The organism is Bradyrhizobium zhengyangense, assembly GCF_022012555.1.
GTDB classification, from domain to species: Bacteria; Pseudomonadota; Alphaproteobacteria; order Rhizobiales; family Xanthobacteraceae; genus Bradyrhizobium; species Bradyrhizobium zhengyangense.
Map to the genome: position 1 here is coordinate 36,763 of NZ_JAKLTZ010000020.1, position 24,258 is coordinate 61,020.

20 protein-coding genes are annotated in these 24,258 nt (G+C 58.9%); 9 read left to right on the forward strand and 11 right to left on the reverse strand.

The annotated features are described in order from the left end of the window. Nucleotides 1-17 precede the first annotated feature (17 nt). Complete coding sequence (locus tag L6639_RS37615) at nt 18-1,001, reverse strand: CBASS cGAMP-activated phospholipase (RefSeq protein ID WP_164934236.1); 984 nt, start codon at nt 999-1,001, stop codon at nt 18-20. Nucleotides 1,002-1,193: 192 nt separating this feature from the next. Here L6639_RS37615 and L6639_RS37620 point away from each other — a divergent pair, with 192 nt between their 5' ends. Genes L6639_RS37620 through L6639_RS37630 form a run of 3 tightly spaced genes read left to right on the forward strand, consistent with a single transcriptional unit; the run spans nt 1,194 to nt 4,472 of the window. Continuing rightward, on the forward strand, nt 1,194-2,342 hold the full coding sequence (locus L6639_RS37620) for a CBASS cGAMP synthase (RefSeq protein WP_128929569.1): 1,149 nt from the start codon (nt 1,194-1,196) through the stop codon (nt 2,340-2,342). Further along, nucleotides 2,335-4,023 carry a ThiF family adenylyltransferase gene (locus L6639_RS37625; RefSeq protein ID WP_164934235.1) on the forward strand — a complete coding sequence of 563 codons (1,689 nt, stop codon included), beginning with the start codon at nt 2,335-2,337 and terminating at the stop codon, nt 4,021-4,023. Before L6639_RS37620 ends, L6639_RS37625 begins: the two co-directional genes overlap by 8 nt. Beyond that, nucleotides 4,020-4,472 carry a Mov34/MPN/PAD-1 family protein gene (locus L6639_RS37630; RefSeq protein ID WP_128929571.1) on the forward strand — a complete coding sequence of 151 codons (453 nt, stop codon included), beginning with the start codon at nt 4,020-4,022 and terminating at the stop codon, nt 4,470-4,472. The genes L6639_RS37625 and L6639_RS37630 overlap by 4 nt, the downstream gene beginning before the upstream one ends. 28 nt (nt 4,473-4,500) lie before the next feature. Here the strand turns inward: L6639_RS37630 and L6639_RS37635 are convergent, their stop codons facing one another. Both L6639_RS37635 and L6639_RS37640 read right to left on the reverse strand, forming a co-directional pair. After that, nucleotides 4,501-5,397: a hypothetical protein gene (locus L6639_RS37635; RefSeq protein WP_128929572.1), complete on the reverse strand. Its 897-nt coding sequence runs from the start codon at nt 5,395-5,397 to the stop codon at nt 4,501-4,503. 617 nt (nt 5,398-6,014) lie between these two features. Beyond that, the gene (locus L6639_RS37640; RefSeq protein ID WP_128929573.1) at nt 6,015-6,596 is read right to left on the reverse strand and encodes a hypothetical protein; all 582 of its coding nucleotides are present in this window, start codon (nt 6,594-6,596) and stop codon (nt 6,015-6,017) included. Between the two features lie 157 nt (nt 6,597-6,753). Between L6639_RS37640 and L6639_RS37645 the strand changes: the two genes are divergently transcribed. From L6639_RS37645 to L6639_RS37655, 3 genes are read left to right on the forward strand one after another with little or no spacing between them, the layout of a single operon-like run. Next, nucleotides 6,754-7,752 (forward strand): hypothetical protein, encoded by a 999-nt coding sequence (locus L6639_RS37645; protein ID WP_128929574.1) that lies wholly within the window; start codon nt 6,754-6,756, stop codon nt 7,750-7,752. A 50-nt stretch (nt 7,753-7,802) separates the two neighbouring features. Further along, nucleotides 7,803-8,234 carry a hypothetical protein gene (locus L6639_RS37650; protein ID WP_128969537.1) on the forward strand — a complete coding sequence of 144 codons (432 nt, stop codon included), beginning with the start codon at nt 7,803-7,805 and terminating at the stop codon, nt 8,232-8,234. Between the two features lie 20 nt (nt 8,235-8,254). Next, nucleotides 8,255-9,949 carry a hypothetical protein gene (locus L6639_RS37655; RefSeq protein ID WP_128929576.1) on the forward strand — a complete coding sequence of 565 codons (1,695 nt, stop codon included), beginning with the start codon at nt 8,255-8,257 and terminating at the stop codon, nt 9,947-9,949. On the opposite strand, the gene L6639_RS37660 is transcribed toward L6639_RS37655, so the two are convergent. The 4 genes from L6639_RS37660 to L6639_RS37675 all read right to left on the reverse strand — a co-directional run bounded on the left by L6639_RS37660 (nt 9,924) and on the right by L6639_RS37675 (nt 13,561). Further along, entirely contained in the window at nt 9,924-11,105 is a 1,182-nt protein-coding gene (locus L6639_RS37660; RefSeq protein WP_128929577.1) for a radical SAM/SPASM domain-containing protein, read from the reverse strand. The genes L6639_RS37655 and L6639_RS37660 overlap by 26 nt on opposite strands. Nucleotides 11,106-11,350: 245 nt before the next feature. Then, entirely contained in the window at nt 11,351-11,557 is a 207-nt protein-coding gene (locus L6639_RS37665; RefSeq protein ID WP_050631493.1) for a hypothetical protein, read from the reverse strand. Between the two features lie 294 nt (nt 11,558-11,851). After that, entirely contained in the window at nt 11,852-12,883 is a 1,032-nt protein-coding gene (locus L6639_RS37670) for a nucleotidyl transferase AbiEii/AbiGii toxin family protein (protein WP_232995576.1), read from the reverse strand. A gap of 9 nt (nt 12,884-12,892) precedes the next feature. Continuing rightward, entirely contained in the window at nt 12,893-13,561 is a 669-nt protein-coding gene (locus tag L6639_RS37675; protein ID WP_128929578.1) for a DUF6088 family protein, read from the reverse strand. 586 nt (nt 13,562-14,147) lie between these two features. Between L6639_RS37675 and L6639_RS37680 the strand changes: the two genes are divergently transcribed. From L6639_RS37680 to L6639_RS37690, 3 genes are all read left to right on the forward strand, one after another. Further along, nucleotides 14,148-15,461 (forward strand): DUF2130 domain-containing protein, encoded by a 1,314-nt coding sequence (locus tag L6639_RS37680; protein ID WP_128955173.1) that lies wholly within the window; start codon nt 14,148-14,150, stop codon nt 15,459-15,461. Between the two features lie 606 nt (nt 15,462-16,067). Further along, complete coding sequence (locus L6639_RS37685) at nt 16,068-17,081, forward strand: SIR2 family protein (RefSeq protein ID WP_232995577.1); 1,014 nt, start codon at nt 16,068-16,070, stop codon at nt 17,079-17,081. After that, on the forward strand, nt 17,078-19,171 hold the full coding sequence (locus tag L6639_RS37690) for an ATP-binding protein (RefSeq protein WP_128929580.1): 2,094 nt from the start codon (nt 17,078-17,080) through the stop codon (nt 19,169-19,171). The genes L6639_RS37685 and L6639_RS37690 overlap by 4 nt, the downstream gene beginning before the upstream one ends. A 579-nt stretch (nt 19,172-19,750) precedes the next feature. Here the strand turns inward: L6639_RS37690 and L6639_RS37695 are convergent. The 4 genes from L6639_RS37695 to L6639_RS37715 form a co-directional block, all read right to left on the reverse strand. Continuing rightward, nucleotides 19,751-20,656, reverse strand: coding sequence for a hypothetical protein (locus L6639_RS37695; protein WP_237866540.1), 906 nt, complete (start codon nt 20,654-20,656; stop codon nt 19,751-19,753). 94 nt (nt 20,657-20,750) lie between these two features. Continuing rightward, a complete protein-coding gene (locus L6639_RS37700) occupies nt 20,751-21,308 on the reverse strand; it encodes a hypothetical protein (RefSeq protein WP_237866542.1) in 558 nt (185 codons plus the stop codon). A 15-nt stretch (nt 21,309-21,323) separates the two neighbouring features. Further along, nucleotides 21,324-22,094 (reverse strand): helix-turn-helix domain-containing protein, encoded by a 771-nt coding sequence (locus L6639_RS37705; protein WP_128929582.1) that lies wholly within the window; start codon nt 22,092-22,094, stop codon nt 21,324-21,326. Between the two features lie 1,150 nt (nt 22,095-23,244). Continuing rightward, nucleotides 23,245-24,066, reverse strand: coding sequence for a hypothetical protein (locus tag L6639_RS37715; RefSeq protein ID WP_232995578.1), 822 nt, complete (start codon nt 24,064-24,066; stop codon nt 23,245-23,247). Between the last annotated feature and the right edge of the window lie 192 nt (nt 24,067-24,258).

Sequence of the window (24,258 nt, forward strand, 5' to 3'; positions counted from 1 at the left end):
GATCCCTCTTGCGTAGTTCACACGTGATAGAACGTCGGCTTGGTAGGCCGATGTGCCAACATATCGATGACGCGCCTATCGTTGCACAGCGCTTGATAGCAACCGTCCGCCATCCCTAGCAGGGTCTTCCGCCGGCTCTCGGTCGCGAGGTCCATCCCGAGATCGGAAATCTGCTCGGCGGAGGGCTGCTCGTCGAACCTGATGTAGCGATCGCCGAGCTGATGCTTGAGCATGAAATCGACCAGCTGTTGCTGCGAGGAAATGATGGTCGATGGAAGCCGGTTGTTCTCGAGCCAGTCCCTTTGGCCGAAATTGCGTCCCGCCGACGTCGGCAGCGAGAATTTGCTGGTGGTCGTGCCAATGCTCATCACCGATACGTCCTCGATCTTTTGATCCAGGAACTGGACAGCTTCGTGCAGCGCACAAAGGTCAGGTGCGTTCGCGACCACGCCGCCGTCAATGAAATAGCTGTTCCCGATCTCGGCCATCGGGAAGTACAGCGGCGCGGCCGCCGTCGCCATGGCGATGTCCGCGGCCTTCACCTTGTAATCGGTCATGAACCTCGGATTATGCGCGGTCTTGAACATCTGGACGCTTCCCTTGGTCATGTTGACCGTCGGAACAAGCACGCGCGTCTTCGCGTCGCCGAGCTTGGCGTCGGCGCCGAGCACGCCCTCGATCTTGCTCCGGAGCACCGTACCGTCGTACTTGGGATGTCGCCACTCGAACCACCGGGCCTGCATTTGCGCCAGCCGGCTTTTCGGCGTCTCCCCGCGGGGGAATATCTCTTCCCCGTGCTTGAGAAACATCTCCTGAATCGTCTCGGCCTTCTTTCCCATCGCCAGACCGAGGGCGATAATGCCGCCTGCCGATGTCCCCGAGATCAGGTCAAAGCATTCGTGAAGGGGGCGCTTTGCCTGCTCCTCCAGGCGCGCCAGGACCGAACTTGTGAACAGGCCTCGAAAGCCACCGCCGCTGAGAGCAAGTATCTGAAAAGTCATTGCAATCTCTAGTTTCGGAGCACGCTGTGGCATCGGAGATCCACCGAGGCTCGGGAATCCCGTATGAAATGTTCATTTTCTGTTCTACAATCTAGTGGACTCTCAAGATAGAGTCTGATTCGCGCGGTTGTGCGACTGGAGGGCATTGTCCACCGTCTAGATCTCCCTCGCTTTTCCAGATGGAGATCGGCCATGGCCAACGTCTCGAAAGTGCTGCACGCGTCTGGCGACGCGGCGTGTTTCCTGAAGAACCTGAACATCGCCGATACCGACCGCGCGTGCCTCATGGAAGCGCGCGAGAAGGTTCGAGATTGCCTGCGCAAGACGTTCGCGGCTTTGACCAAGCAGGAGCTCGGCGTGACAGTCCATCCCCGGTTTTTCACGCAGGGCAGCTTCGCATATCGGACCATCAACGATCCGTGCTGGACCCCGCCGCAGCAGATGGACCTCGACGACGGCGCCTACCTCCCGATGACGTTTATCCAGGGCGTACAGCGGCCTTCCGTCGCCGCTACCGCCTTCTTCAAGGTGGTTGACGCCGCGCTCGAGAAGCTCGCGAAGGAAGAAGGCTGGCAGTTCGGGAAGAAGCCGACCTGCTCGCGGCTGGTGATCTCGTCGAACTCGCACATCGACGTGCCGCTGTACGCGATTCCAGATGCGGAATTCGAGAAGCTCGAGAAGCAGATGAAGTCGTTCGACGCTATGGCCCGCGATGCGCGCGTCGACAGCGATGATCGTTGGGACGCGCTGCCGTCGGACTGCGTCCTGCTCGCCCATCGCGAGCACGACTGGATCTCGTCGGATCCGCGCAAGATCCGGGACTGGTTCGTCGAGGCCATCAAGATCTATGGTCCGGTGCTTCGCCGCGTCTGCCGGTACCTGAAGGCCTGGCGCGACCACCACCGCCCCCATCTCGACGACGTATCGTCGATCCTTCTGATGGTGTGCGCCTTCGAAGCGTGCGAGGACCTCGGCCGTCCGAACGTTCCCGGCCGTGACGACCTGGCGCTGCTGCGGATCGCCGAACGTCTTCCGCGCCTGCTGGAAGGCCCGGTCTACAATCCCACCGACCGCGACGAGCGCGTCGACGGCAGACTGAGTGCGGCCAGCCGCCGTATCGCGATCGACATGGCCAAGAAGTTCGATGCGGAGCTCACAGAGATCGTCGAGAAGTGCTTCGATCCCGAAGAAGCCATTGAAAGGCTGACCGCATTGTTCGGTGACCGCATTCCGGATCAGATCGATCTCGTCGACGTCACCAAGGCCGCGCATGCCGAGATACGCTCGCATGCTCCGAGGATCGCCGCCGCCCCCACGGTCGGCAAATCGACCAGTGCCTGAGCGGGACGACGATTCTGTCCGGCGCATTCACGACGCCTTCAGTCAGCGCAACTTCCGGCGCGACTTTTCGCGTCGTGGCCTTCACTACATCGGCCTTCTCGACGAGACCGGACTCAAGGTCCCGGCGGTCGTATCCGTCGACGACCTCGACTTCATCAGGCCTCCGGTCATTTGCCTGACCGACCCGGAAGCGGGATCGAAGGGGCAGGTCCCGCATGTGCTCCGCTCGGACGGCACGTTCTGCTATCTCGACCGCAAGAGCGTCGTGCTCGACCGCTACAAGCCCGCCGAGACCATCATCCAGTGCCTCGAGCGTGCGGACCAGGTGCTGCGTGACGCCGTAAGGGGCCGCCTGGTCGACGACCTCGCCGAGGAGTTCGGCGGCTACTGGTCGGACGGCGAGGTCTTGGTCGATCTGCCCCCTTCTTTCGAAGGCGACGCGAAGGTCCACATCCTCAGGCTGGACCGCGATCCGGAGCACAAAACCATCGTCGTCTCCCACGACAAAACAAGTTTCGCGAAGCTGCACCGGAGGAACACCGTGAAGGATCCTGGTCCAGGTATCCTTTGCCCGATAATTCTGGTGCCGCCGCTTTCGTTCGATCCGAAGCTGCCGTGGCCGCCCAAGGATCTGGCGCAGCTCAACGGCTGGCTGAAGAAAATGGCCCCCAATGCGCTCGGATCGATCGAAGCGGCGTTCGCCAGGACGAAAGATCTCCACATCCAATGGATCTGCCTGTCCGCGCCGAACGGAAGGTTCTTCGTATCGGCGGAGATCGCCAAACCCTATCGGACGCCGGAATTCCTGAAGAACAGGCGAGCCAGCATCGCGCGAACGCTCGATCGGATACCGGCCGCTGTCGAAATTTCGGGCTATGTGGGAGTCCCCGCCGATGAAGGCTATGTCTTTTCGAGGAATCTCGGTCACATGAAGAACCTCGCAGGAAAGCGCATCCTGCTGATCGGATGCGGAACGGTCGGCGGATTTCTTGCGCAGCACCTGGCTCAAAGCGGTGCCGGCGCCGGCGGCGGAAGATTGATGCTCGTCGACGACGACGAACTCCAGGGCGCGAATCTCGGCCGGCACCTCCTCGGCGCGCCGTATCTCACGTGGAACAAGGCCGAAGCCTGCGCCGATTTTCTGGGCCAGCAGCTGCCGCACCTGGACATCGGGTTCAGCTGCGATTCGATCATGAAGCAGCTGGCAATCCTGCAGCGGTACGACCTGTGCATCGATGCCACAGGCGAAGAAGCGCTGTCGATCGCGCTGAACGACTACGCCGTAAGAAAGCGTCCTGACTTCCCGCCGATCCTCTATACTTGGCTCGAAGGAAACGGTGCCGCCGCCGTCGGCTTCATGTCGCACGATCCCGATCTCGCCTGCTTCAAGTGTCTGAAGGTTGAGCTCGCAGGCGAGAAGAGATTCCGGCTGCTACGCGAGGGAGTGGAAATCGAGACCGCCCGGAATCTCGCGTGCGGAGACGCCCACTACATCCCCTTCCCCGTGTCGCGGGCGGCTAGCGCGGCCGGCCTCGCGTGCGACATGGTTCTCGATTGGGCGAACAACGGCGAGCGTCATCGCTGGCGGTCTCTCACGATGGATCATCGGACCGCCAACGAGGTGAAGGACGGCAATCCCAAGCGGGTCGTCAAGTGTCCCGCCTGCGGCGGAAGCGCATGATCTTTCTCGCGAAGGGCCGTCTGGTGACCCTCGCCGACGCCGTCGCGCAAGAGCTCGCGCGCTTCGCGGCTCCGCCGGAGTCGGATCGCGAGGCCGGCGGCATACTTTTGGGACGCTACCGAGGCCCGCACGTCGAAGTATTGAAGTGCACGACTCCGATGCCGGAAGACCGCCGCACCCGCTTCGGATTCGTGCGGCAGGACAAGGGCCATCAGGAAATCGCGAGCAGAGAGTGGTTCGAAAGTGGAGGGGCCGTGAACTTCGTGGGCGAGTGGCACACCCATCCCGAGCGGCATCCAACGCCGTCCTGGGTCGACCGGCGGTCGTGGCGCAAGCAGTTGCGAAGGCACAAGTCCGACCCTTTGGTATTCATCATAGTCGGTACAGCCGCGACGTACTGTGAGATCGGCTCCGACGGGCACCTCGTCGCCATGGGCAAGATCGGTTGAGCCGGCGCAAGCGCTGATCTCCCGCAAATCACAAGCCGAAGTCCCAGGTAGGCGAGCCGAAATGAATTCGGATCAGCCTAGTGAGTGCGGAAACAGATTGCGCGCTTCCTGCGATCAGCTTCAAAAGCCTCTTGCCGTCATCCATTTTATCGACTGCGAAGAGCGCCAATGCGCCCTTCATGACGGAATCGCAATCCTCGTTCGAGGCGACCGATCCAGCATATTCCACCTGATTGAAACCGATCGACAACCAGGCGCTGGCCATGTCGAGGAGCCGATTCCTTCCGCTGCCATCCGGTTGCATGTGTTTGTCCAAGGCGTGGACTCCATGCGCCAGAACGTAGGACAAAAGCTTGCCTGACGTCGTCTGAGGCGAGGGGTCTGCGATTTTCTCGAAGCAATCCGGCTTGGTTCGACAGTAATTCTGGTGATGCCGGACGAAGTCCAATCCCGAGATGTCCGACAACGGAAAATCATCCGCAACCATAAACTCTGAACAGAAATCCGGATGCCACCGCCACTTCCCGTCGACACGCCTCAATGGGCCGTCATCCTTCTCCGGATCGTACTTCGTCACCAACGGCGAAGCGATATCCTCGAACGCCATGAGAAAACGGAAGGCCGGCGGGTGGTAGTTCGGCATCGCCTCGACCCAGTAGATCTTCTTGTGTTTGACGAGTTTCTCCCAATCGAACTGAAATTCGACGGTCCCATAGAGTGACCCCAGCGACCAATTATTGGCCGACAGCCAGGTGACGCTGATGCGTGATTTGTTGAGCCGGCTCTTGTCGAAGACAAGCCCGGACTTTATCCGTCCGTCCTCGATGATCCGGCGGGCGACAGGCAGGTGCACGATATGCCGCACGGTAGTGAGTTCGGCGTACTTGTCGGCAATCTTGTATCGCTCCCATTCTGGCTGGGGCATTTCAGTCCTCGGTTGTCTTCGAGCTCCAAGTGTCGGAACCTGCCCTATCTATCGAACGAGAGGGATCGTCCTTCCGTCAGATCGCCAAGGAACGCGGCGCAACGCGATCTATCGGAGCATAGAGCAGACCGTCTCCGCCGATCTGAACCGGTCCGTCGCTGCGGCGCGCCCTCGCGTCGAGGCGTTGGCCTGCGAGAGCTCTCCGGATGACATCCGCATCGACCCCTACGAACCGGATCGAGTTCGGCATCGCTTGGGCGAGGGTCTGAGCTTGACCGAGGGGAAACGGCAGCACGCCAAGCGGCCCAACGGGTACGCCTAGATAGGTGGCGGAGTCCTCACCGTCAGACCCGAGGAACGCTCCCTCCAGAGGCCTGTTGCCGCCGGCAACGTGCTCCGCCAAGAGCTGCGATGCCATCTCGCTGAACCCCATGCCGGCCAGAAGGTAGCCGACATGAGCCCGGGCAATGTCCTGAACTATATCGTCCCGTTCGTGGGCCGACGGGGGTTCGCCGTGCGTGTCCGGATCCAGCACGTAGAGGAAAGCACCTCGTGGTGGGATTTCGACCCCCCAACGCGACATGACCGCCCAGCCCTTTGCGCGAACCGCGGTCCAGCTATTCCTTCCCGGCCACGTTCCGCAATCTCTCGACCACGACTCCCTTGAGTTGGCCGTCGGCAGTTTTTATAGGACCAGGCAACCCGGTGCCGGTGCCGTTCGATGCCTGACTGGTACCCTTTGCCTCGGCGACCGCAACTCGACCCGATCCGGAGCCGCAGATCCAATCCGGAAGCTCGGTCCCCTTTCCGGCTAGTCTGGTGACACGCAGACGCTTCGAGACGTTCGTTGGATCTCCGTCGATCGGTGTGAACCAATCGAAACCGTGGTATCGGGCGAGGTAAGCCCGGGCGAAAAATCGCCCGAACAACCCCGAAAACGCGCGCCGCATCTCCTTGCCGCGGCCAGGCCCCTTGCCCTTCCAAATGAGTCCGTCTCCGCCGGGGACGAGGAGCTCTTCGAACAGCAGGGCCAATGGCCTGCTCGATCCGCCACCGGTCTGAAGGAGCTCTCCGATGGCACATGCGGCCACGAAATCGGTATCCACCTCGCATTGGCCGCCGGGACTTATGCCGGAAAGCAACTCCTTTGGGCAGGCGCTGGGCGGCCGGACTACATAGCGAATCTTGTGAACGCTCATCTGTCCCCACGCCCCTCACAAATCTCCGTTAAAATCTAATACCATGCACGAATGTCGCAGCCTTTCCTCCCGCGCGACCATGGATTCACTTAGATTGCGCCGGACTTGTCCTGCAAGCGAAAATTGAGCAAAATTCTACCGTGCGGAGACAATCGACGTGGATGCATTCGTTTTTCTGAAGGGATTGCCAGCCGTTCTCGGCATCGTGGGCTTCTTCGTCTATCTCTGGGCCGGCCAGTACCGCATCGGCGGTGACCTCATGAAGGGCGTCGTCGATAAGCTGCGCGCCGCTCCAAATGTCGACATCAAGGATTACGCATCGCTCACGCCGACGCGCATCGGTCAATTGATCGAACGGGACACGGCCGTCCGCAGTGTGGTGAACGATCAGGACGTGAAACTGATCCGCCTCATCGTCATTCTCCATAACGTCTTGACCTTGATAGTGCTTCTAGTCTGCGCCGCACTCGTCGGCCTCGGCATTTGGCTCATCGCAAGGCCTGAGCCCCTGTCAATCGTGGCCAGACCGCCCGTTGCCGCACGTGCGAACGCCGACCTCGCGCTGACCGTTCTCGATCTGGTGAAGGTCGAATGGGATGCGAAGGGGCTGACCGAAAGCGTCAGCGTTTTCCTAGAGAACGTCGACACGAATGCGAGAACGAGCAAGAAGGCGGTATTGGCGGACGTCCGGAGCGTGACTTTCAGTGCCGACGATCTCCACGACGTCGCGAGCAACCGGAATTATCGCGGTAAGAACCGGGTACGCACGGTCATCGAATGGAGTGGACAAACCGTACATTCGGACATCGCGGATATCCTCGTTGGAATCAAATACAGGCTGATGGTCGGTGGGAAGCTGATCACTCCGCAGGGAAGCCGGTCGATAAATACTCTTTTGGCTACAATCGACGACAGTACGGAGCAGATGCCACGAGAATATTGCTTTTCGGTCGACTTCGCCGGCTGGAGCCACTCGAACTCGGCCTTAGTGGCTCCCCTCAAAGCCTGCAACTCCAAGGCGGAGGTGAACCTGCCCTTCCTTCAGCAGGTCGAATGGGGCCGCCCACCCGGCCTTGTTCTCAACGATCCTCTGGCCGACAGACCTATTGCTCGGCTGTGCATTGCCGCGCCGCAGCATTCCGGCAACAATTGCTGACGGACCATGTCGATGGCGGCACCTGCACTGCCTTTCCTTGGAGAGAGATCATGACGGAAGTGAATAGTGAAAACCTCAAGAAATGGGCCCTTGCTATCGTCGCCGAGGTCGAGCCTGACGACACGTTCGTCGTGGAAGACGGCTTCGATGCGCTGGTGGAAGAATGGCATCGCGCGGACGCACAGGATGAGGGCCGCTTCATCGGCGGGGCCGAAGTCGCGACTTTCGCCGCCATGGTCGCTCCGTTTCTTCTGGCGTTCTTCGGGGACGTCGCCAAGGACGTCGTGAAGGACAGAGTAAAGACGGCCATAGGGTCCCTGCTCGATCGGGTGCTGGATCGTCGTGCCAGGAAGGACGACGTGGAGAAGCTTCGCAAGGAAGTGTCGTCGGCGATCAATAAGAGCCGCTTCTCCGCGGCCGAGAAGGCTAAACTCGAGGCCGGTTTCGCCAAGCTGTTTGCCAAGGTTGGCCCGAAGAAATGAAGGGGACCCATCCCAGGAGTTTGCTGCGCCGCCTCGGCATTTCCGACGGCCCCGCCGCGGCGGCGATCATCATCTCGGTTTGTCTGCAGTATCTTTTTCTCGCAAAATTATGGGAGGGCTACCCGATACGGTACATGGGCGACGTCATCCATCAGAACGTCGTGCTTTCGATGATCGGCCTGACCGTGCTTGGCGCGATCGTCATCGCAGCTGCATCGCTGTACCGATGGCGAAACGGAACGAATGCCGCGTCGAAACTAGAACGACTTGCCGTGAACCCGTCCTTCGATCCCATCCGATCAACGCTGGAGCAGATCGCGGCACGTTCGACCCTGCGTTCGCAGCCTCGCCTCCTGTACACTCCGAAGAACGGTGACGCGTTGGAAGCCAGAGAACGCGTGACGCCGTCCGGCGATGCGGTCGTCGTCGGTCTCAATCAGCGTGCTAGACAACGCGATCAACCACGTGCCTTCGAAGCCATGATTGGGCATGAAGTATCGCACCTCGAACTTGGCGAAACCTGGCTTGAAATTTGGGCAAGACGCGGCATCCTCCTGCATTTTCGAACGCTCGGCTGGGCGGTCGCGATATTCTGCCTGGTGCTCGGTTTCATCGATCGCAGAGGCATCGGCAGCCATCCCCCTTTCGGAGGCTTCATTCCGGTCTTCGATGGCGCTATCTTTGCCGGCCTGTCCTCCCAGTTCGCGGTTCTGATCCTCTCGAGCGCGATCGTTTTCGTCTATTCATACTTCTTCGTCGTTCGCCGCGAGCACATCCACGATTTCCGCGGCTCCCAACTTGCCGGAACGGACGCCTTGGCCGACGTCTTCGCCGCCCAGCAGCCGCCGGCGTTCCGGCCGTTCGACGCCTTCAAAGATTTCTTCAATCTGCATCCTGATCCGGCCGCACGAACCCGCGTGATCAGAAATCGTGACCTGATCCTGATTTCGGTGATCCTGTATCCGTTGGTCATGTCGGGCTTGCAGCCGTTGACATTGTTGCTGACGGCGGGCTGGCGCGACTTTTTCGGCGTGGCGAGAGAGGCTTGGAATTTCGGCCTGACTGTCGCCTCCGGCCTCTTCCTGTATGCCGTTCTGCGCGCTGATCTTGCAAGGTTGGGTTTGGGTCTGCTTTTGGACCCACGTCGGTACGCCCTGTTCGTTCCGATCTACGCTCTGGTCGCGGGTCTAGCCACACAGATCCCGCGCATCGTGCTGGAAGTCCTATACGGCTGGCGTCATGAATTTTCGCTCGACCAGATCGCCGATCGGATTTGGAGCGGAACGCTGATCGGGGGTGCTCGCATCGCGCTCATGACGGCCGCCATCCTCGGCCTGCTCGCCTTCCTGAACGGCGTCCGCATCGCCGCAACCGGCGAAACAAGGCCGGGCAAATGGAGCGCTATAGGTGACGCGGTTGCCGCCATTCTGGTGGTCGGAGCGTTCACCATCGCAAGCCTATCGAGCCTTCAGTTCGCTATCGGCGTGCTGGCATTCTGCGCGCCTCTGATCTTCGCTTATGCAATATTGTTTGCATTAGTTTGTCGATGTCTGGACTGCGGTCGCAGGCGCACTTCTGCTCTGCGGCTGTCGACGCGATGCAGTTGCGGGAGGGACCATTTGTCTCTGCCAAAGCTTTGGACTCGACATCCATTCGAGGTCCAGCTGTCGGTACCGAACCAGGTGGACATCAAGGGTCGAGAGAAGCCGGCCTAAACTGGTCGGACTCGGCGAATGTGAATTCGCTTTCCTGGAGGGCCACTCCGAATTGCCAGGCGATCTTCTGCGGCAAAGCTTTGCGCCAGTACAAGCTCTGCTCGTGCAAGGAATGCGAGTCGCCTTCCAAGTGCTTCTTCGGACAGCCGCCCCAACAGACCGGAAGGAACGAGCAGCGGCTGCAATTGGGCTGCCGCGTTGGGTCGAAGCCGGTCCACCAGGCCGCATCGCGGCCGGGCACCATGTCGCCTCCGGCACGGCGGATGGCGACGGGGCGGTCCTTCTCGCCCACTTGAAGCCCGCACCGATAGTGATTGCCGTCCGCTCCGATCACGATCGAATCGTTGGCCAGCGCTGCACAAACGGAGGTCCTTGGCAAAGGATAGAGCGAGCGGGTTGTGGTTTCGTCGAGAGTTGCTTCGTCGGGGACCATCTGCCGGGACCGTTCGCGAAGTCTCTCAAACTCTTCCTCAGAAAGCTTCGTGCGGCTAAGAAATCCGGCGCGCTCGGAAAAGTCGGATATCCGTGCGAGTTGAAAAACGCACGGAAACGCTCTGTCGAACCAGCCGCGGTCCTTGCAGAAGGCGATGAAGCCGTCCAAATCGCATTGGTTTCCGTGATCGGCATTGAACCTTACGTCGACGCGTACCACCTCGAGCAATCCGTCGACCACCGCGGTCGCCTGATCGAACGAGGAGACAGACGGATCGGGCGCCCTGCCCCTTCTATATCGGCGTCTCTTGTCGTGGTTCGGTTTGAGGCCGTCAAAGGAAATCTGCACCTGCCGGAGGCGGTGTCGCCTCACGAAGCCGGCGATGTCGTCCGGCCAGCATGTCCCGTTCGAAATTACGGAAGCGGAGTAACTTACCCCGATCTCCTTGCATAACGATTGAAGCGCAGCGGACGCTGCATCGATGAAATCGACGTTGAGGAGCGGCTCTCCGCCGTACCAGTCGACGTGAAGGCTGTCCTTACCCGACGCGACAAGGCGCTGTCGGGTCCAATCGACTATCGCCGGAACATCGCCTTCTGCGAGAGCATCGCGGGATCTCTCTTCGTAGCAGTAGTAGCAACCCAGGTTGCAGTCCTGCGTCGTCGTGAGGGTGATGACCATAGGCGTCCGTCCACGCGCATGCCAATAGCGCTCGCGGATCATGTCTAGCTCGTCGAATTCGTGGTCGACGAGAAAGCCCCCTCGCCGTAGTGTGGCGAGGAGCGTACGCGGGATCGTCTTGGCGGCGACCCTCCGCGGAGGACCGCAAAGCAGCTGCGCAAGCTCGCGCGCGTCCTGGCCCGACAGCCGAACCGAAGCGCCCGTACCCGCGTTGTACAGGACGTTGTCGTCGCCTAGCGGGACGCAGAAGTTGTAGCGCGATGATCGCAGACGATGCCGCGCTGCAGTCACTTGTCGATATCGACGATGGCGAGGCAGATATTCGTGCCGTACCCGCAAAGCCGAGCACCGACGCGACCGGCCTTCTTCAGATCCGGAGTGATAGTTTCGACCTGAACGACGTGCAGCTTGCCGGGTCGGACCTTCAACTTTACGTCCTTGTCGTCGGAGACGATCAAGCTCACCTTCGGCTTCTTGGTCGGCTTTCGCGCCATGGCTTCCTCCCGCCCCGTTTCCGTGAACAACCTATGGTCGCACATTCTTCGCAATCGTCAAGTGCAGCCTTTTGCCCGTCCGAACTTAGGAATCCCTGACGGCGGCGTGCGCCTGGCATCGAAGCCGTATCGAGGCTAAGCGTCCAGCGAACTCGTTTTCAATCGCTCCACCGGGTTTCGCCGATGATGTGGGTACCCGACTTCGCGACGGCCGCCGACGGCAGGCACGTCGGCAAGTCCATCGGCAGGGTTGTAGCCGGTGGAGGACCGATTGAGACTTTGGTCAGGTGGCGTTCAAGGTCGCTTCGGCTGCTTTAATCTTGCCGAGGATATCCTCGAAAGAAGGGATCCTCCGAAGATCATGCCGGCCATCTTCTGGTAGTCCGCCTTCAAAGGTTCGAGCATGCCGTCGACCGGTACGATACCGAACGTTCCGGGAGTCGCCTGGTCGAGATCGAGAGGCTTCCGGTTGAAGTAGAGGCGGGCATGGCGAACGCAGCTTTCCGCGAGCTCCAGATCTTTAAGTGCGGCTTCGCCGTGTTCGGAGGTCAGAAGCCGGAATATGTCGTAGTAATGGCGCGACAATCGCTGCCCGTCCTTGTAGAGCTCCCCTCTGTTCTGGAACCAGTGTCGCTGTCCGTGTAGGATGATGATCTTGTCCCAGAACGTCCTCTCGGGCTTGATCGTCAGCACGTTTGGCACGGTGAGGTCCAGGCCGTCGGTGTCGGTGGCAGAATATGGACTGATCGTTTTCGTCTCATGCGGATCGAGCGCCGACTTAGCGCCGGATTCGATCTTCACGACGCGTCGGACGTACCGCTCGTCGGAATCCGCGAATGCGCTTGGATAGTGGAAGAGCAGGGATTGAGCGTCGGGGTCGTCCGGATCGGGCTCGATCTTGAACGTCAGTCCTTCGAGCTCACCAGCGGCGAAGTTCGTCAGCGCGTTCTGGAATTCGCCGTTAATGAAACTGCTGCACCGCTCCTTTATTTCGTCAAGCTTTCGCTTGCGTTCGTTCGATCCCATCGCGCGGAGATCGTCATCTGACGGGAAGTTTTCGCCGGGCAGGTCGTCGCGGAATACGGTGATGTCGATGTCTTCCGAGAACCGCTGGATCAGATCGAAGGCCTTCGAGAGTGACGTGCCGCCCTTGAAAAGCAGACGCTGCTCGATGCCCGCCTTGTTGTAGAGCGCGTCGAGGATCCAACAGACCCAAAAGTCCTTTTCGATGTTCTCCGGGGGGCACGAGAGACGCTGTCCGGTTTGTTGGAACAGTCCCCGCCGGTCTTCAGCGCTTGCTCGAATGATCTGCGGCAGGTCGGTCATGATCGCATCTCATTGGCCGCGGATCGGCGGGAGCGGATCTGGCGCCGTTGCGTCGGACTTGAGGATATCTTTTACGATAGGAACGAGCCAGTCGGGGAGATCACCCAAGTGGTCCTGCAAATCCTTTCGCATGCGGTGCCCGTCGTCGCCGTCGTTCAGGATGGACTTGAGGCGCTTTGCGATCTTGTCGCCATCCGAAGGAAGAACGTCGCGCAGCCAAATCAGAGCTTGCACCAACTGCGCGGCCGGGCGGTCAGCCCACAGAAGTCGACTTGGCGCGACTTTCTTGAAGTCGATGACCATTTGGTCGAGTTGGATCGGCTTCACGCGGGCGTCCGTCCACACGACCACCTTCGCCGGGACGGCGTTGGTAAGTCCCAAGTTGTTGGCGGCGGTTATTCCGTCGACCAGTACTTTGGCGCCGTCCCGTCTCGCGACCGCCTGAATCACCGACTTGTAGTCCGGTGGCGAAATCTTCTTCGTCAGTTGGTTGGTGCGAGCAAGATCGTAGAGACCTTGGTCGATGCGCCTGATGCGGTTGTCACTCCGGAGGCGGTGGAGGGCGACGTCGACAGCCGATCGAGTGCCGGTGTCCGCAAAATCGCGTGCGGTCCATACCTTGCTCGGCTGAGGGTCATGGCTCATCCGATCGTATATCTGGTTCGCTGTGCTAGCCATTTTACGGTTCCCTTGTAAGAAATTTGCGCCTTAAATCTTACAAAGTCAAGACCGCGTAAGAAATATGACTCATATTCCTTACGGCCGTCTAATTTCGGCGCCGGAACATATCGGAGCAGCGAAGCACCACGCGATGGGCCTCTTCCAGGAGCCATCGCGAGATTTCCGGCTGTTTCGGCGTCTTTGCCCAGTCAGATTACGTAAAATAGAGGATTCCCTCGGGTTGGTTTGGAAAAGTGCTAATTTACTTAGTATGGCTGAGCAAAAGGACAGAAAGCTAAACAAGCTCGAAAGGACTCTCCCTCAGGGGCTTCTGGTCGATGCTGCCTGGATGGAACGACAGGGTTATTCCACCAGCCTGCGCAGCCAATTGGCGCTTGATCCTGTTTTGTTCTCATCTAGAATATATTCCCAATAGAACGGCTCGCCCTGAGGCGTGGCCTTACGTCGACATGTCGTGATGCCTTCCGTGGAAAATCCCCCGGCCAGGTCGATATCGGCGACGCGGATGTGGACATCGAGAGCGGCGACATCGCAATCGCGCGCGGATGGTGTTCAATCCTGCTCTACGATGACGGGGGAATTCATGAGTTTCAAAGTAACCGCAGCCGGCGCTTCACACGAACCTACCCTGCATTGTCCCAACTGCAATCACGAGATCCGGTTGACGGAATCATTGGCCGCTCCCCTCCTCGCTGAAATTCGTCAGCGCTTTCAACAGCAGCTGGCCAGCAAAGATGCAGAGATGGAGCGTAAGACCGAGGCACTGCGGCTGGAACGCGAGCAGGTCGCTAAGGACCGCGAGCAAATCGAGGACCACGTTGCGAAACGATTGATCGCCGAACGTGCCCAGCTGGTCGCGGCCGAAAGCAAGAAGGCGCGAGAGGCGGCCGCGGCCGAGCTGCAGGCGAAGGAAGCGGAAGCCGCGGAGCTGCGAGCCAACCTGCTTACCAACAACGCAAAGCTTGCCGAGGCCCAAAAGCAGCAAGCCGAACTGATGCGACAGCAGCGCGCACTCGAGGGGGAAAAGCGCGAGCTCGACCTGACAATAGAGAAGCGCGTGCAGGCCTCAATCAGCGAAATCCAGATCAAGGCCAGGCAGGAAGCCGACGAGGCTGCGCGCTTACGCGTTGCAGAGAAGGACCAGACTATCGAGTCGATGTCTCGAACGATCGAGGAGCTCAAGCGCAAGGCCGAGCAGGGATCACAGCAATCCCAAGGGGAAGTACTCGAGCTCGAGCTCGAAGAGCTTCTGCGCGGACGTTTTCCGACCGATTCGATTGAGCCGGTTGGAAAAGGTGAGCTTGGGGCGGACGTTATTCAACAGATAAATGGCGCCATTGGCAAACCTGCCGGCATCATCCTTTGGGAAACCAAGCGAACCAAGGCATGGAGTGACGGATGGCTTGCCAAACTGCGTGACGACCAGCGTCGTTCCGCCGCCGACGTCGCTCTGATCATCTCTCATGCGCTGCCGAAGCACGTCGAGCAATTTGACCTAGTCGACGGCGTATGGGTGGCCCATCCGCGTTGCGCATTGCCGGTCGCCGTGGCGCTGCGCCAGGGGCTGATCGACGTAAGCGGATCGCGCCTCGTTCAGCAGGGTCAGCAGACCAAGATGGAGCAGGTTTATCACTACCTGACCGGCACGAAGTTTCGGCAGCGGGTAGAAGCTGTGGTTGAGAAATTCAACGATATGCGCGACGACCTGGACAAGGAACGCAAGTTCATGGGCCGGCAATGGGCCAAGCGCGAAACTCAGATCCTCGCCGTGGTGGAGTCGACCGTTGGCATGGTGGGCGATTTGCAGGCGATCGCCGGCAAAGCCATGCCAGAGATTCCGAGCCTGGATATGCCACTGCTTGAGAGCCACGCCGCTCCTGAACGAAAGGTGGGATGATGGCGGAAGCTGATGGCGAGCTCGAGTCGGAGAGCATACCTCGCTCCCGCCGCCTCCACCCGAGCCGGCGGACGGGATCGACTGAAGCTGGAGGCGTGAGGGAGCCAGGATAGCGGCACTCCTCGTCAGATCTCGTCTCCTCACCGGTTCAAGCGATTAGTCGAGGAAGCTAATCTCGATGCCCTTCATCCCCTCGCCGCTTCGCTGCTTACCTTTTTCACTTTGACTACCTGCCCGCCTTGCAACCTCTGATTATGTTGCTTTAAGACTTACTAGCGGGGACTCAGGTCGGTCCTGCAACTCGTCGCGAGGGTCCATGGAGTGGAAGGCGCACGGTTACCGGGTTGGTGCATCGAGCGAGACCTTCGATAGCATCCCAGAAAGCGCAGACGAACTTGATCGGTTCATCGCGCTACACCGCCGAAAGATCGAGCCGTGGCTCTCGGCGGTATTCCAAGCTGAGCATCTGAACCTCCTGCTTGGCAGCGGCTTTACCATTGCTGTGGGCTTCGCTGCCGGCGTCAAGGCGACGGGTATGGCGATTGCGACGGGGAAGTCGAAACATGCCAAGGCAATCCTCGTCACGCGACCGCAAGCGCCAAAAAGATGGGTCGCGGTCAAGCTAACATCGAAGATCAGTTGCGTAGCGCCATTGCTGTGCTCGATGGTCTTGACATCATCGATAAGGGGTCGGCGCAAGGTGTTCGCGACGACATTAACTCCGCAATCGCGACATTCCTAACCTCACTGCTTGCTACCGAGCGAGGTATTTTCGAAGCAAACAGTGCATCAGCACTGGCGACGGTGCAGTCATTTCTGCTCAGCTTCGTCAGCCGCGCCGCTTCACGCGAGCGTTTACATATCTTCACGACCAACTACGACCGGTTGATCGAACATGGCTGCGATCAAGCGGGGCTACGGATCATTGATCGCTTTGTGGGGAGCTTGCGTCCACTGTTCCGCAACACTCGGATCGAGCTCGATTATCATTACAACCCACCCGGGATCCGCGGTGAGCCGCGCTTTATGGAAGGCGTCGTCCGTCTGACCAAGCTCCACGGCAGCCTTGATTGGCGCTTCGACCCCATCGCGCATCGGATCTATCGGTCAGAGACACCATTTGGTGCCGACGACGATCATCCGAGCTTACCAGATTCTCCAGTTGATACCGTGATGATCTATCCTAATCCGGCTAAGGACGTGGAGACCACCCAATATCCTTATGCGGAGCTATTCCGTGATTTCGCCTCGGCAACTTGCAGACCCAACTCGGTGGTGGTGACCTACGGCTACGGGTTCGGTGATGACCACATCAACCGTGTTCTGCTCGATATGCTGTCGGTTCCGTCCGCACACCTCGTGATCATCGCCTTTGAACTAGACGATCGCATCAAGGGATTTCTCAATCAAACTCGTCCTGCACAAGTCAGCCTCCTCGCCGGCAACCATTTCGGAAGCCTCCAGCACCTCGTCGACGATTATCTGCCAAAGCCCGCGCTCGATTACATCACCGGGCGTATGTCTGACTTGCTGAAGAACCGCGCTTTCGCAGATGCCGCTGCGGGCCTGGCGCCAGCCGAACCGAGTCAGCCGCCAGCGGGCTCTGGAGGAGGAACGTGAGCTCCCCGATCGAACGGCTCGCTGAACTGGTCATCGGCACGGTCGAGTCGATCTCCTCGGATGAGATCCGTGTGCTGCTCGATCTCGATGCGCCACAGGCTACTGCGCTCAACACCGGCACACCGATGAGCTTCCCAAGGCTCAATAGTTACGTGCTGATACCGAATGAGGCTGGTGCTACCGTCGCCTACGTCACGTGGATCGGGATTGAACGATCGCCGTACCCCAAACGGTCGGGGCTTAAGGATTTCGGCCTGATCGATCTGCCATTCCCTCTGCGGAAGATGTCGCTCACTCCGATCGGCACCCTGTCTGTCGCTCGAAACCGACGCGAGGGAAGCAGTATGTTCGAATTGAGTCGAGGAATCGTTGCGTTCCCTTCGGTAGGCGATCAGATACCAATCCCAACGCCGGAACAAATCACAGCTATCGTCGGAGCAAAGGACAAGGACCGCCGCGTTCGCATCGGCTCGTCACCGCTGGCTGCAGATACCTCAATTATGGTCGATCCCGATAAGATCTTCGGGCGGCACGTCGCCGTACTCGGCAACACCGGTAGTGGAAAATCCTGCTCCGTCGCTGGGCTGATCCGCTGGTCACTCGATGCGGCGCAGGCCGCTCTTGAGAATGGCACAGAACAGCCGAATGCGCGGTTTATTATTCTTGATCCTAATGGGGAGTACGCCAAAGCATTTGCAGATAGGGGCGGAAATATCCGCCTGTTTCGTGTCCCGCCCATCGACCTCAACAGGGGTGAACGCGCGCTCCGTCTGCCGGCCTGGCTCTGGAACGGTCACGAGTGGACCGCGGTATCGTTCGCACGACCCGGAGCGCAGCGGCCCCTGCTGCTCCAAGCGCTTCGTGAACTAAAGAACGGGCAGCTGGCGGGGACGCCTCGCCAAACTATCGTCAGGCGGCATTTGTATTCCTATCGCATCATGATCGCCGCTATGTTGGCCGAAGGTGCCGCGACCTACGCTGGCAGCGCAAGCAATCGGCGGCGCTGCGGCGAACTGCTAGACAACATTGCATCAGACTGCAGCAATATGACGGAATCCGTTGATGGTGAGCACAAGACAGCTCTGGAAGAGATAAGCAGCATTATCGAAACTATCGCTAATTCCCGTCGGTCAGGAGACTGGTTCAACTCCTTCTCAGTACAGGACATGGAAGCGGTGCGGAGGTCACTGCAGAGCTTCGTAGATCTGGTAGAGGATGCTTTCGCCATCGCGCATCTTACGGAAGATGCACCGATACCATTCGACGTACACATGCTGCCAGAGCACCTTGAGAGGATAGCAGCGACGGAGGGAGGTGCGTTGGCCGGATTCATCAGCACGCTCGGCATGCGCATCCGCGGCATGATGTCGGACCCGAGACTCGGTCAAGTGATTGGAAGTGACCCGGCGATCACCTTCGATGCCTGGCTTGACGCGTTCGTGGGCAGCAACGCCTCGGCCAACGGACAGGTCGCAATCGTTGACCTTTCGTTGGTGCCTTCAGAAATAATCCACGTAGTCGTTGCGGTTCTGGGACGGCTGACGTTTGAGGCATTGCAGCGCTACCGACGGCTTCATCCTGATGGCAAACCTCTGCCCACGACCTTGGTTCTAGAGGAAGCACACAACTTTGTTCGGCGAGGCGCCAACGAAGATGGGCCGGCAGAAAACCCGACCCAGCTCTGTCGCGAGACGTTCGAAAAGATCGCGCGCGAAGGTCGCAAGTTTGGTCTTGGATTGATGCTATCGTCACAACGCCCATCGGAGCTCTCGCCCACGATCCTTGCACAGTGCAATACTTTCCTACTGCACCGGATCGTAAACGACCTCGATCAGGCGCTAGTTGGACGTCTCGTTCCCGACAATGTGGCGGGCTTGCTAAAGGAGCTACCTAGCCTACCATCCCGTCAGGCAATTTTGCTGGGATGGGCCACGCCGATTCCTTTGCTCGTGGAGATGGATGAACTTGCCGAGGCACATCGGCCGCAATCGTCAGACCCAGATTTCTGGGACGTTTGGATCGGCAAGAACCCACGTCCGATCGATTGGCCCACCCTCGTCGGCGATTGGACCGGCAGTGCGCAGAATTGAACAGACTGCGCTCCTCGATCAGACGTTTCCATGACTGCCGCACGCCTTATGAGTCCGACGGGAGAAAACAAGGTGAGCTGGTGATCTCATTGCTCAATGGCTTGCAGGACGAGACGGAGAGCGAGGTCGAGTTCGTCGAATCCGCTATTGTCATTCGGCGTCACAATTGATCCCTTCAGCATCCAATTTTGCATGCCGAATGACAGCTTGCCCGCTAAGTTGAGTGGCGTAAGTCGGCCGGCGTCAGCAGGCGATGAGATCGCTTCGACGGAAACACTGATCCGGCAGCAAGTGCCCGAGCATTGCTAACTGCGTTTCGTGTTGCGGGGACTTCGTGCTGAGCACAGACGAGGCTAGGGCCGAGATCGATCGGATCGACACCATTGCAATCAACTGGCGCCAAGTTTTTGAGGATGAGGGTGTCGACGAAATCGAAAGAATAGCACCTGCCTTCCCAATAGCAGACTGCTTTCCCCGCAAGCTCGTCTCCAGCCTTAGAGAGCTCAGCCGACTTTGCCGGCTGCGCTGGCCTTGCTTTTTACGGTCGTACTTCCACCGTTGTGACTGATAAGCACTTCTCTACGAGATGGAGAGCATGACCTTATCCCAGTTAGAGAATCCCTCCGCGAAAAAGGCCGGTCTTTTCGACCCCCGATCCTTATTCGATCGTTCAACTGCGCTCTCGACAAAGTCAGACGTATCGGCATTCAATGCCCGCACCACCTCTGATACAATATGGGGCCGACCACCGATGAGCGTGACCTCCGGCTCCGAGCGGCTCGATGATACAATCGGAAGTTCGATAAGCGCCGTATAGCGCGACCCAAAACATTCGAGCGAAAAAGGCGTCAACAAAGCATCGTCAGAAGTCAGTTGAATTTCGTCAGGCCAATGGTTGAAGATGATATTGACGCCTGGCGTTGATGCTACGGCAAGAAATTCGATGTGAGTATCAACCCAATCGACGAAGTCGGCAAATTTAAAGCGGCGCGCTGTCTGCCGACCTGCCCGAACCATCGCCGATACAATCCTACGAAGAACTGGCGCGGCCGGAATCCAATGCGCAAATGGCCCTTCGCCTGGTGCCATTTCCAACTTGAGCTCTTTTCCCTTGAAACGGAGCGTTATCGATTTCTGCGGCCTGGCCAGTATGACGCCAATCTCGATGATGGCGACCGCCTCCTCCAGGTCGACAATTCGTTCACCGTCATAGTTGAGCGTTAGGTTCGCCTCCGCCTTCGGAAAGTCGATCAAAAATTCAAGGAAGTTGTTTGCAAGTCGCACCGGCCCGAGCTTTCCATCGAATATCGGAGTGACGAACATCTCGAGCTCTACCGAGGTCCACTCGCCTGCTTCCGAAGAAAGTTCAACCGTGGTTGACATCGATGACGATACGTTTAGCTCCAGCACCGCTTCCCGAAACTCATCGCGATCATTGTCGAGCGGAATTCCGAACCGGCGTCGCTCAATCGTCAGGTCCGTCACCTTAAGCGTGCGAGGGCCACCCAAAAAGAGCTGACCGATCTTTTCGCCCGCATTTTCTCCTGGAACGAAAAATCGACCGACAATGGATCTGTTATCAAAACCGCAAGTCTTGCGGTAGTCGACCTTCCCTGCAATTATAATCGGCAGGTGCCCCTCCGAGCATTCCGTTTAAAGCCTTTGCCAGCCCTTCTCCTGCTGGAGACAATTCTACCGCACGATCGAGTGGCACAAGAATCGTGATTCTGTGAATGTTCCGCTTTCCTTTGGCTTCCTCGCTGCGAACCCGCTTGAGGGTGTCGTAGATCATTTTTTGATCGACCGGGACGAGGAGAGTGCGAATCGGCGTCCGCCCGTCTTTGACGAAAAACATGACGACGATCGCCGCCGGCAGGTCAGCATCAACGAGATGCTTGAGCGCCGACAGCTTGATCCTCGGCGGCTGAGATCCTTCTGTCGCTTTCACTTGGATCAAGAATTTCGGAAGATCGTTCTGGGAATCAAGCGGACGCTCTTTCATCCGCAAAGGCTCGCCTTCAAGGAGGTAGTCCCAGCCGAGACGGTCTGCCTGTGATTTCTGGGCACGAAACCCTTCCGGTTCACACCAACCGATGAACACATTCTCACCTCGCGCGCCAAGATCTGGAACGCTCACTGAATTCTTCATATTTTAGACCATAGCCTTAGCTACTGCTGAAACCAGATCGATAGTCGGGAAGAACCCGAGTTCGTGGAGTTGATGCAGTAATTCCTCAAATTGAAGGTGATTGGCGCTGCCCTTGGCGGCAAGCTTCGCCAGTTCATCGATTTTGCCGGCGAGTAATTCGATGTCCCGCTGGCGGCGTTTGGAGTCCGCAGGCGACAGCCGCTGCGGGCCATCGACAACAAACGCGGCCGAATGTTTTCGGACGTACTCCGCGACGTTGTCCAGCGCAATTTCGCTTTCGCCGGCCTTTGAAAAAGCCATGCTGATGCTGTACGCGGCATCTTCAAGGTACGGCCTGTCCCGCACGAGGTCCGGCGAGCTGTCTTTGCGGCGGTACCCGCTGAGAGAGAAGCTTCCGTTTTGCAGGTTGTAAAACCCGATCTCAAAAGGACCGAACGTCGCAACGCCTTTAGCGATATTGACCGACCATGGATTTTGCGGCCCGCCGCGAGCTTCGACCGCTTTGATCAGCCCGCTCACCTCTCGCGCATGAAGTCGCGCACGCTCGAGCTGAGCTTGGTCGTTCTCGAATATGGAAATGGCGTCCGGCTTCCAAGCCAAGTGCCGCGCGTGGAGTTGGTGCCAGGCACGCAGAGCGGCTTGGGCCGGACCGGGAATTTCCTCGCCTTCCATCCATCTTCGAAGCGTTCGCGTCGAAACTCCCAACAGTTGCGCAGCCTCGGCCAGGTCGAGGCCCAGAAATGTCAAAATTTCAGTCAGCTCAATACTTGTCATTATGTAAAATCCGTTTTGATAATTTGTCCTTCGTATTTTGACAATATGTCAGAAAAAAGAACCTGCTTTGTCCCCCTCCCCTTCCGCGGGAGTGTCGTCCCGACGCGCGAGTTGGCGAATGCCGTCACCAAAACAGATTGAAAAATGGACCGCCGCTACTCGGTCGTCGTCATCGCATTCCGTCGGTTCAGACGCAGATTTACCGCAAGAGTATTGGGATTCAATCCTGGCTGACGCGAGCGTCGGAACGAGTCCAGGCGTGCCAATTCAGCAGCGACGGCTATCGGAGATCCCTCGTCACGTTTTGCGGGTGACCTGCCAGCGCTGCAGTCGAATCGTTGAGATCCGAAAAGGCAGATGCGGTCGGGTCTTTCGATCAGCATGCAGTCTGGAAGGACGTCGGGCAGAAGTCGGCCGATCGGACATGTCAGAATCGTAGCGCGCGCTACGAGGAGGATGGCTGCTGGCTATCTTTCAAGAGCTCCTAAAGGATCCGCTCGCGATCGGTTTGTTACTCAATGGCGCTTAACCACCATCCAACACCCCTGTCCGGTGGCGATCGCAACGCTCTAAAGAAGGAGCTGGGCAAACGACTCCTTGAAATCGACGGGCAGGGCCAACCCGAAGGGGTAGGTCGTCGGAAAAGATCGGGGATGAAGGAGCCTTAACAAGCGGGACACGGATCGGGCTAACGACTTCACGCCGCCCGAAAAGCGGCCGGCTTCGAGTCCAGTTGAGAGGCCGCTGCCCGCTTTGGTGGCATCTGGCCCCTATCGAGCCCACGAGACGCGGCTTCCCGAAGTCTATCTTGTTGAGACGCTAGGCTGTCAGCCGGCGACCGCCGTCGTGCTGATCGTGTCGCCACGGTGGCGAGACTTGCCTGCCGATCGCCTGCAGATCATCCATCCAGGCAGCCGTTTGGTCCTCGACACCGGTAGCACACATCTCCTGCCCGGCGCCTACTATGTCGCTCTCCGTACTGGCACATCATCGCCACCGAGGAAACTCACTTTTCGCCGGCATCATCAGTCTGATCCCGACAGCCGCCTTCACAGGCATCCCGCAGTCGGGGCGCGCAGCACGCAAAGGCGTAGAGAGAGCGAAGCGTCTCCTTCTTGGCACTGTCGTGCAGCCCGCACCTCGTTCGTAATCAAAGCCTAAAGCTGCCGCGATCCGCATAACCTTTGGGCCGAATATCCAGCGCGGCGATCAGGTCCAGGCGCTGCTTCCGACAACCAAACTCGGGGTGATCTCCCACCTGGAGCCACGCTCCGTCACGGCGCTCAAGCCATCCGGATGCAAACACCTCGCCCGCCAGGAAACCGCCATTTGCCGTTCGGACCCAGCGTTCGCCGTCGATCGCAGGCCACAGAGCAACGTGGATTGATAGCTCGTCCCAATCCGCGTCGTGAACGCTGGCAATCGCCGCAATATCCTCGATCATGAATCGGTACGTTCGACCATCGTCCCCGTACCTCGGATCCAGCAGCGGCCAGCTGTTTTCTCCTGCACGCGGCGTAAACAATCCCTGGTCGATGCCAGCATTGATCCCGGCGACCATCACATTGCGCCAGGCCCGCCGCCTGCGGGACCCGTCGTATTTCACCTTGGTTACCCCCTTGGACGCGGTCGGAATCACGTCCGCACCCTCGTAGTTGAGGCGATCGAAGGAGAATCCGCGGAGGTCTTCGTCCGATGTCGGAACACCCGTCATCGCCGCGAGCCGGCTCAGGAACGGCAATTCCTCGAGCAATGCAAAGTCCGGATGCACCGGTGCACGCTCCAACATGCGGGCTCGCAGCGCTGCATGACTTGCAAAGCCGCATGCGGCTGCGATCGCCTCGGTCAGATGGGATGATTTGTAGTTCGGATAGCCCTGCCTAACCGCACGCTTCACGGACGTGAGCGCAGATTCAGTCAAAGGGATAGCGGTCAAAGGATCCACCTGTTCATATCGGCGGCCGATGTCCACAGATTACGCACCGACCTGGATATGACGGTCGATCCAAGGATTTGAAATAGTGCCCACTTTGACCCTGTGGCAGGTCCGGCGAGACGGCCGATTCGAAGAATGCACGATCTATCAGCCAGCTTTCAAGGACCTAGGCGCCTCAGGGCAGCCGCTCCATAGGGGTGTAACTTCCCGTTGACGGCTCCAATGCTG

Coding starts and splice junctions, on each gene's coding strand:
- L6639_RS37615 (WP_164934236.1), bottom strand. CDS start 1,001: ATGACTTTTCAGATACTTGCTCTCAGCGGCGGTGGCTTTCGAGGCCTG.
- L6639_RS37620 (WP_128929569.1), top strand. CDS start 1,194: ATGGCCAACGTCTCGAAAGTGCTGCACGCGTCTGGCGACGCGGCGTGT.
- L6639_RS37630 (WP_128929571.1), top strand. CDS start 4,020: ATGATCTTTCTCGCGAAGGGCCGTCTGGTGACCCTCGCCGACGCCGTC.
- L6639_RS37635 (WP_128929572.1), bottom strand. CDS start 5,397: ATGCCCCAGCCAGAATGGGAGCGATACAAGATTGCCGACAAGTACGCC.
- L6639_RS37640 (WP_128929573.1), bottom strand. CDS start 6,596: ATGAGCGTTCACAAGATTCGCTATGTAGTCCGGCCGCCCAGCGCCTGC.
- L6639_RS37650 (WP_128969537.1), top strand. CDS start 7,803: ATGACGGAAGTGAATAGTGAAAACCTCAAGAAATGGGCCCTTGCTATC.
- L6639_RS37660 (WP_128929577.1), bottom strand. CDS start 11,105: ATGATCCGCGAGCGCTATTGGCATGCGCGTGGACGGACGCCTATGGTC.
- L6639_RS37665 (WP_050631493.1), bottom strand. CDS start 11,557: ATGGCGCGAAAGCCGACCAAGAAGCCGAAGGTGAGCTTGATCGTCTCC.
- L6639_RS37670 (WP_232995576.1), bottom strand. CDS start 12,883: ATGACCGACCTGCCGCAGATCATTCGAGCAAGCGCTGAAGACCGGCGG.
- L6639_RS37675 (WP_128929578.1), bottom strand. CDS start 13,561: ATGGCTAGCACAGCGAACCAGATATACGATCGGATGAGCCATGACCCT.
- L6639_RS37680 (WP_128955173.1), top strand. CDS start 14,148: ATGAGTTTCAAAGTAACCGCAGCCGGCGCTTCACACGAACCTACCCTG.
- L6639_RS37685 (WP_232995577.1), top strand. CDS start 16,068: ATGGGTCGCGGTCAAGCTAACATCGAAGATCAGTTGCGTAGCGCCATT.
- L6639_RS37705 (WP_128929582.1), bottom strand. CDS start 22,094: ATGACAAGTATTGAGCTGACTGAAATTTTGACATTTCTGGGCCTCGAC.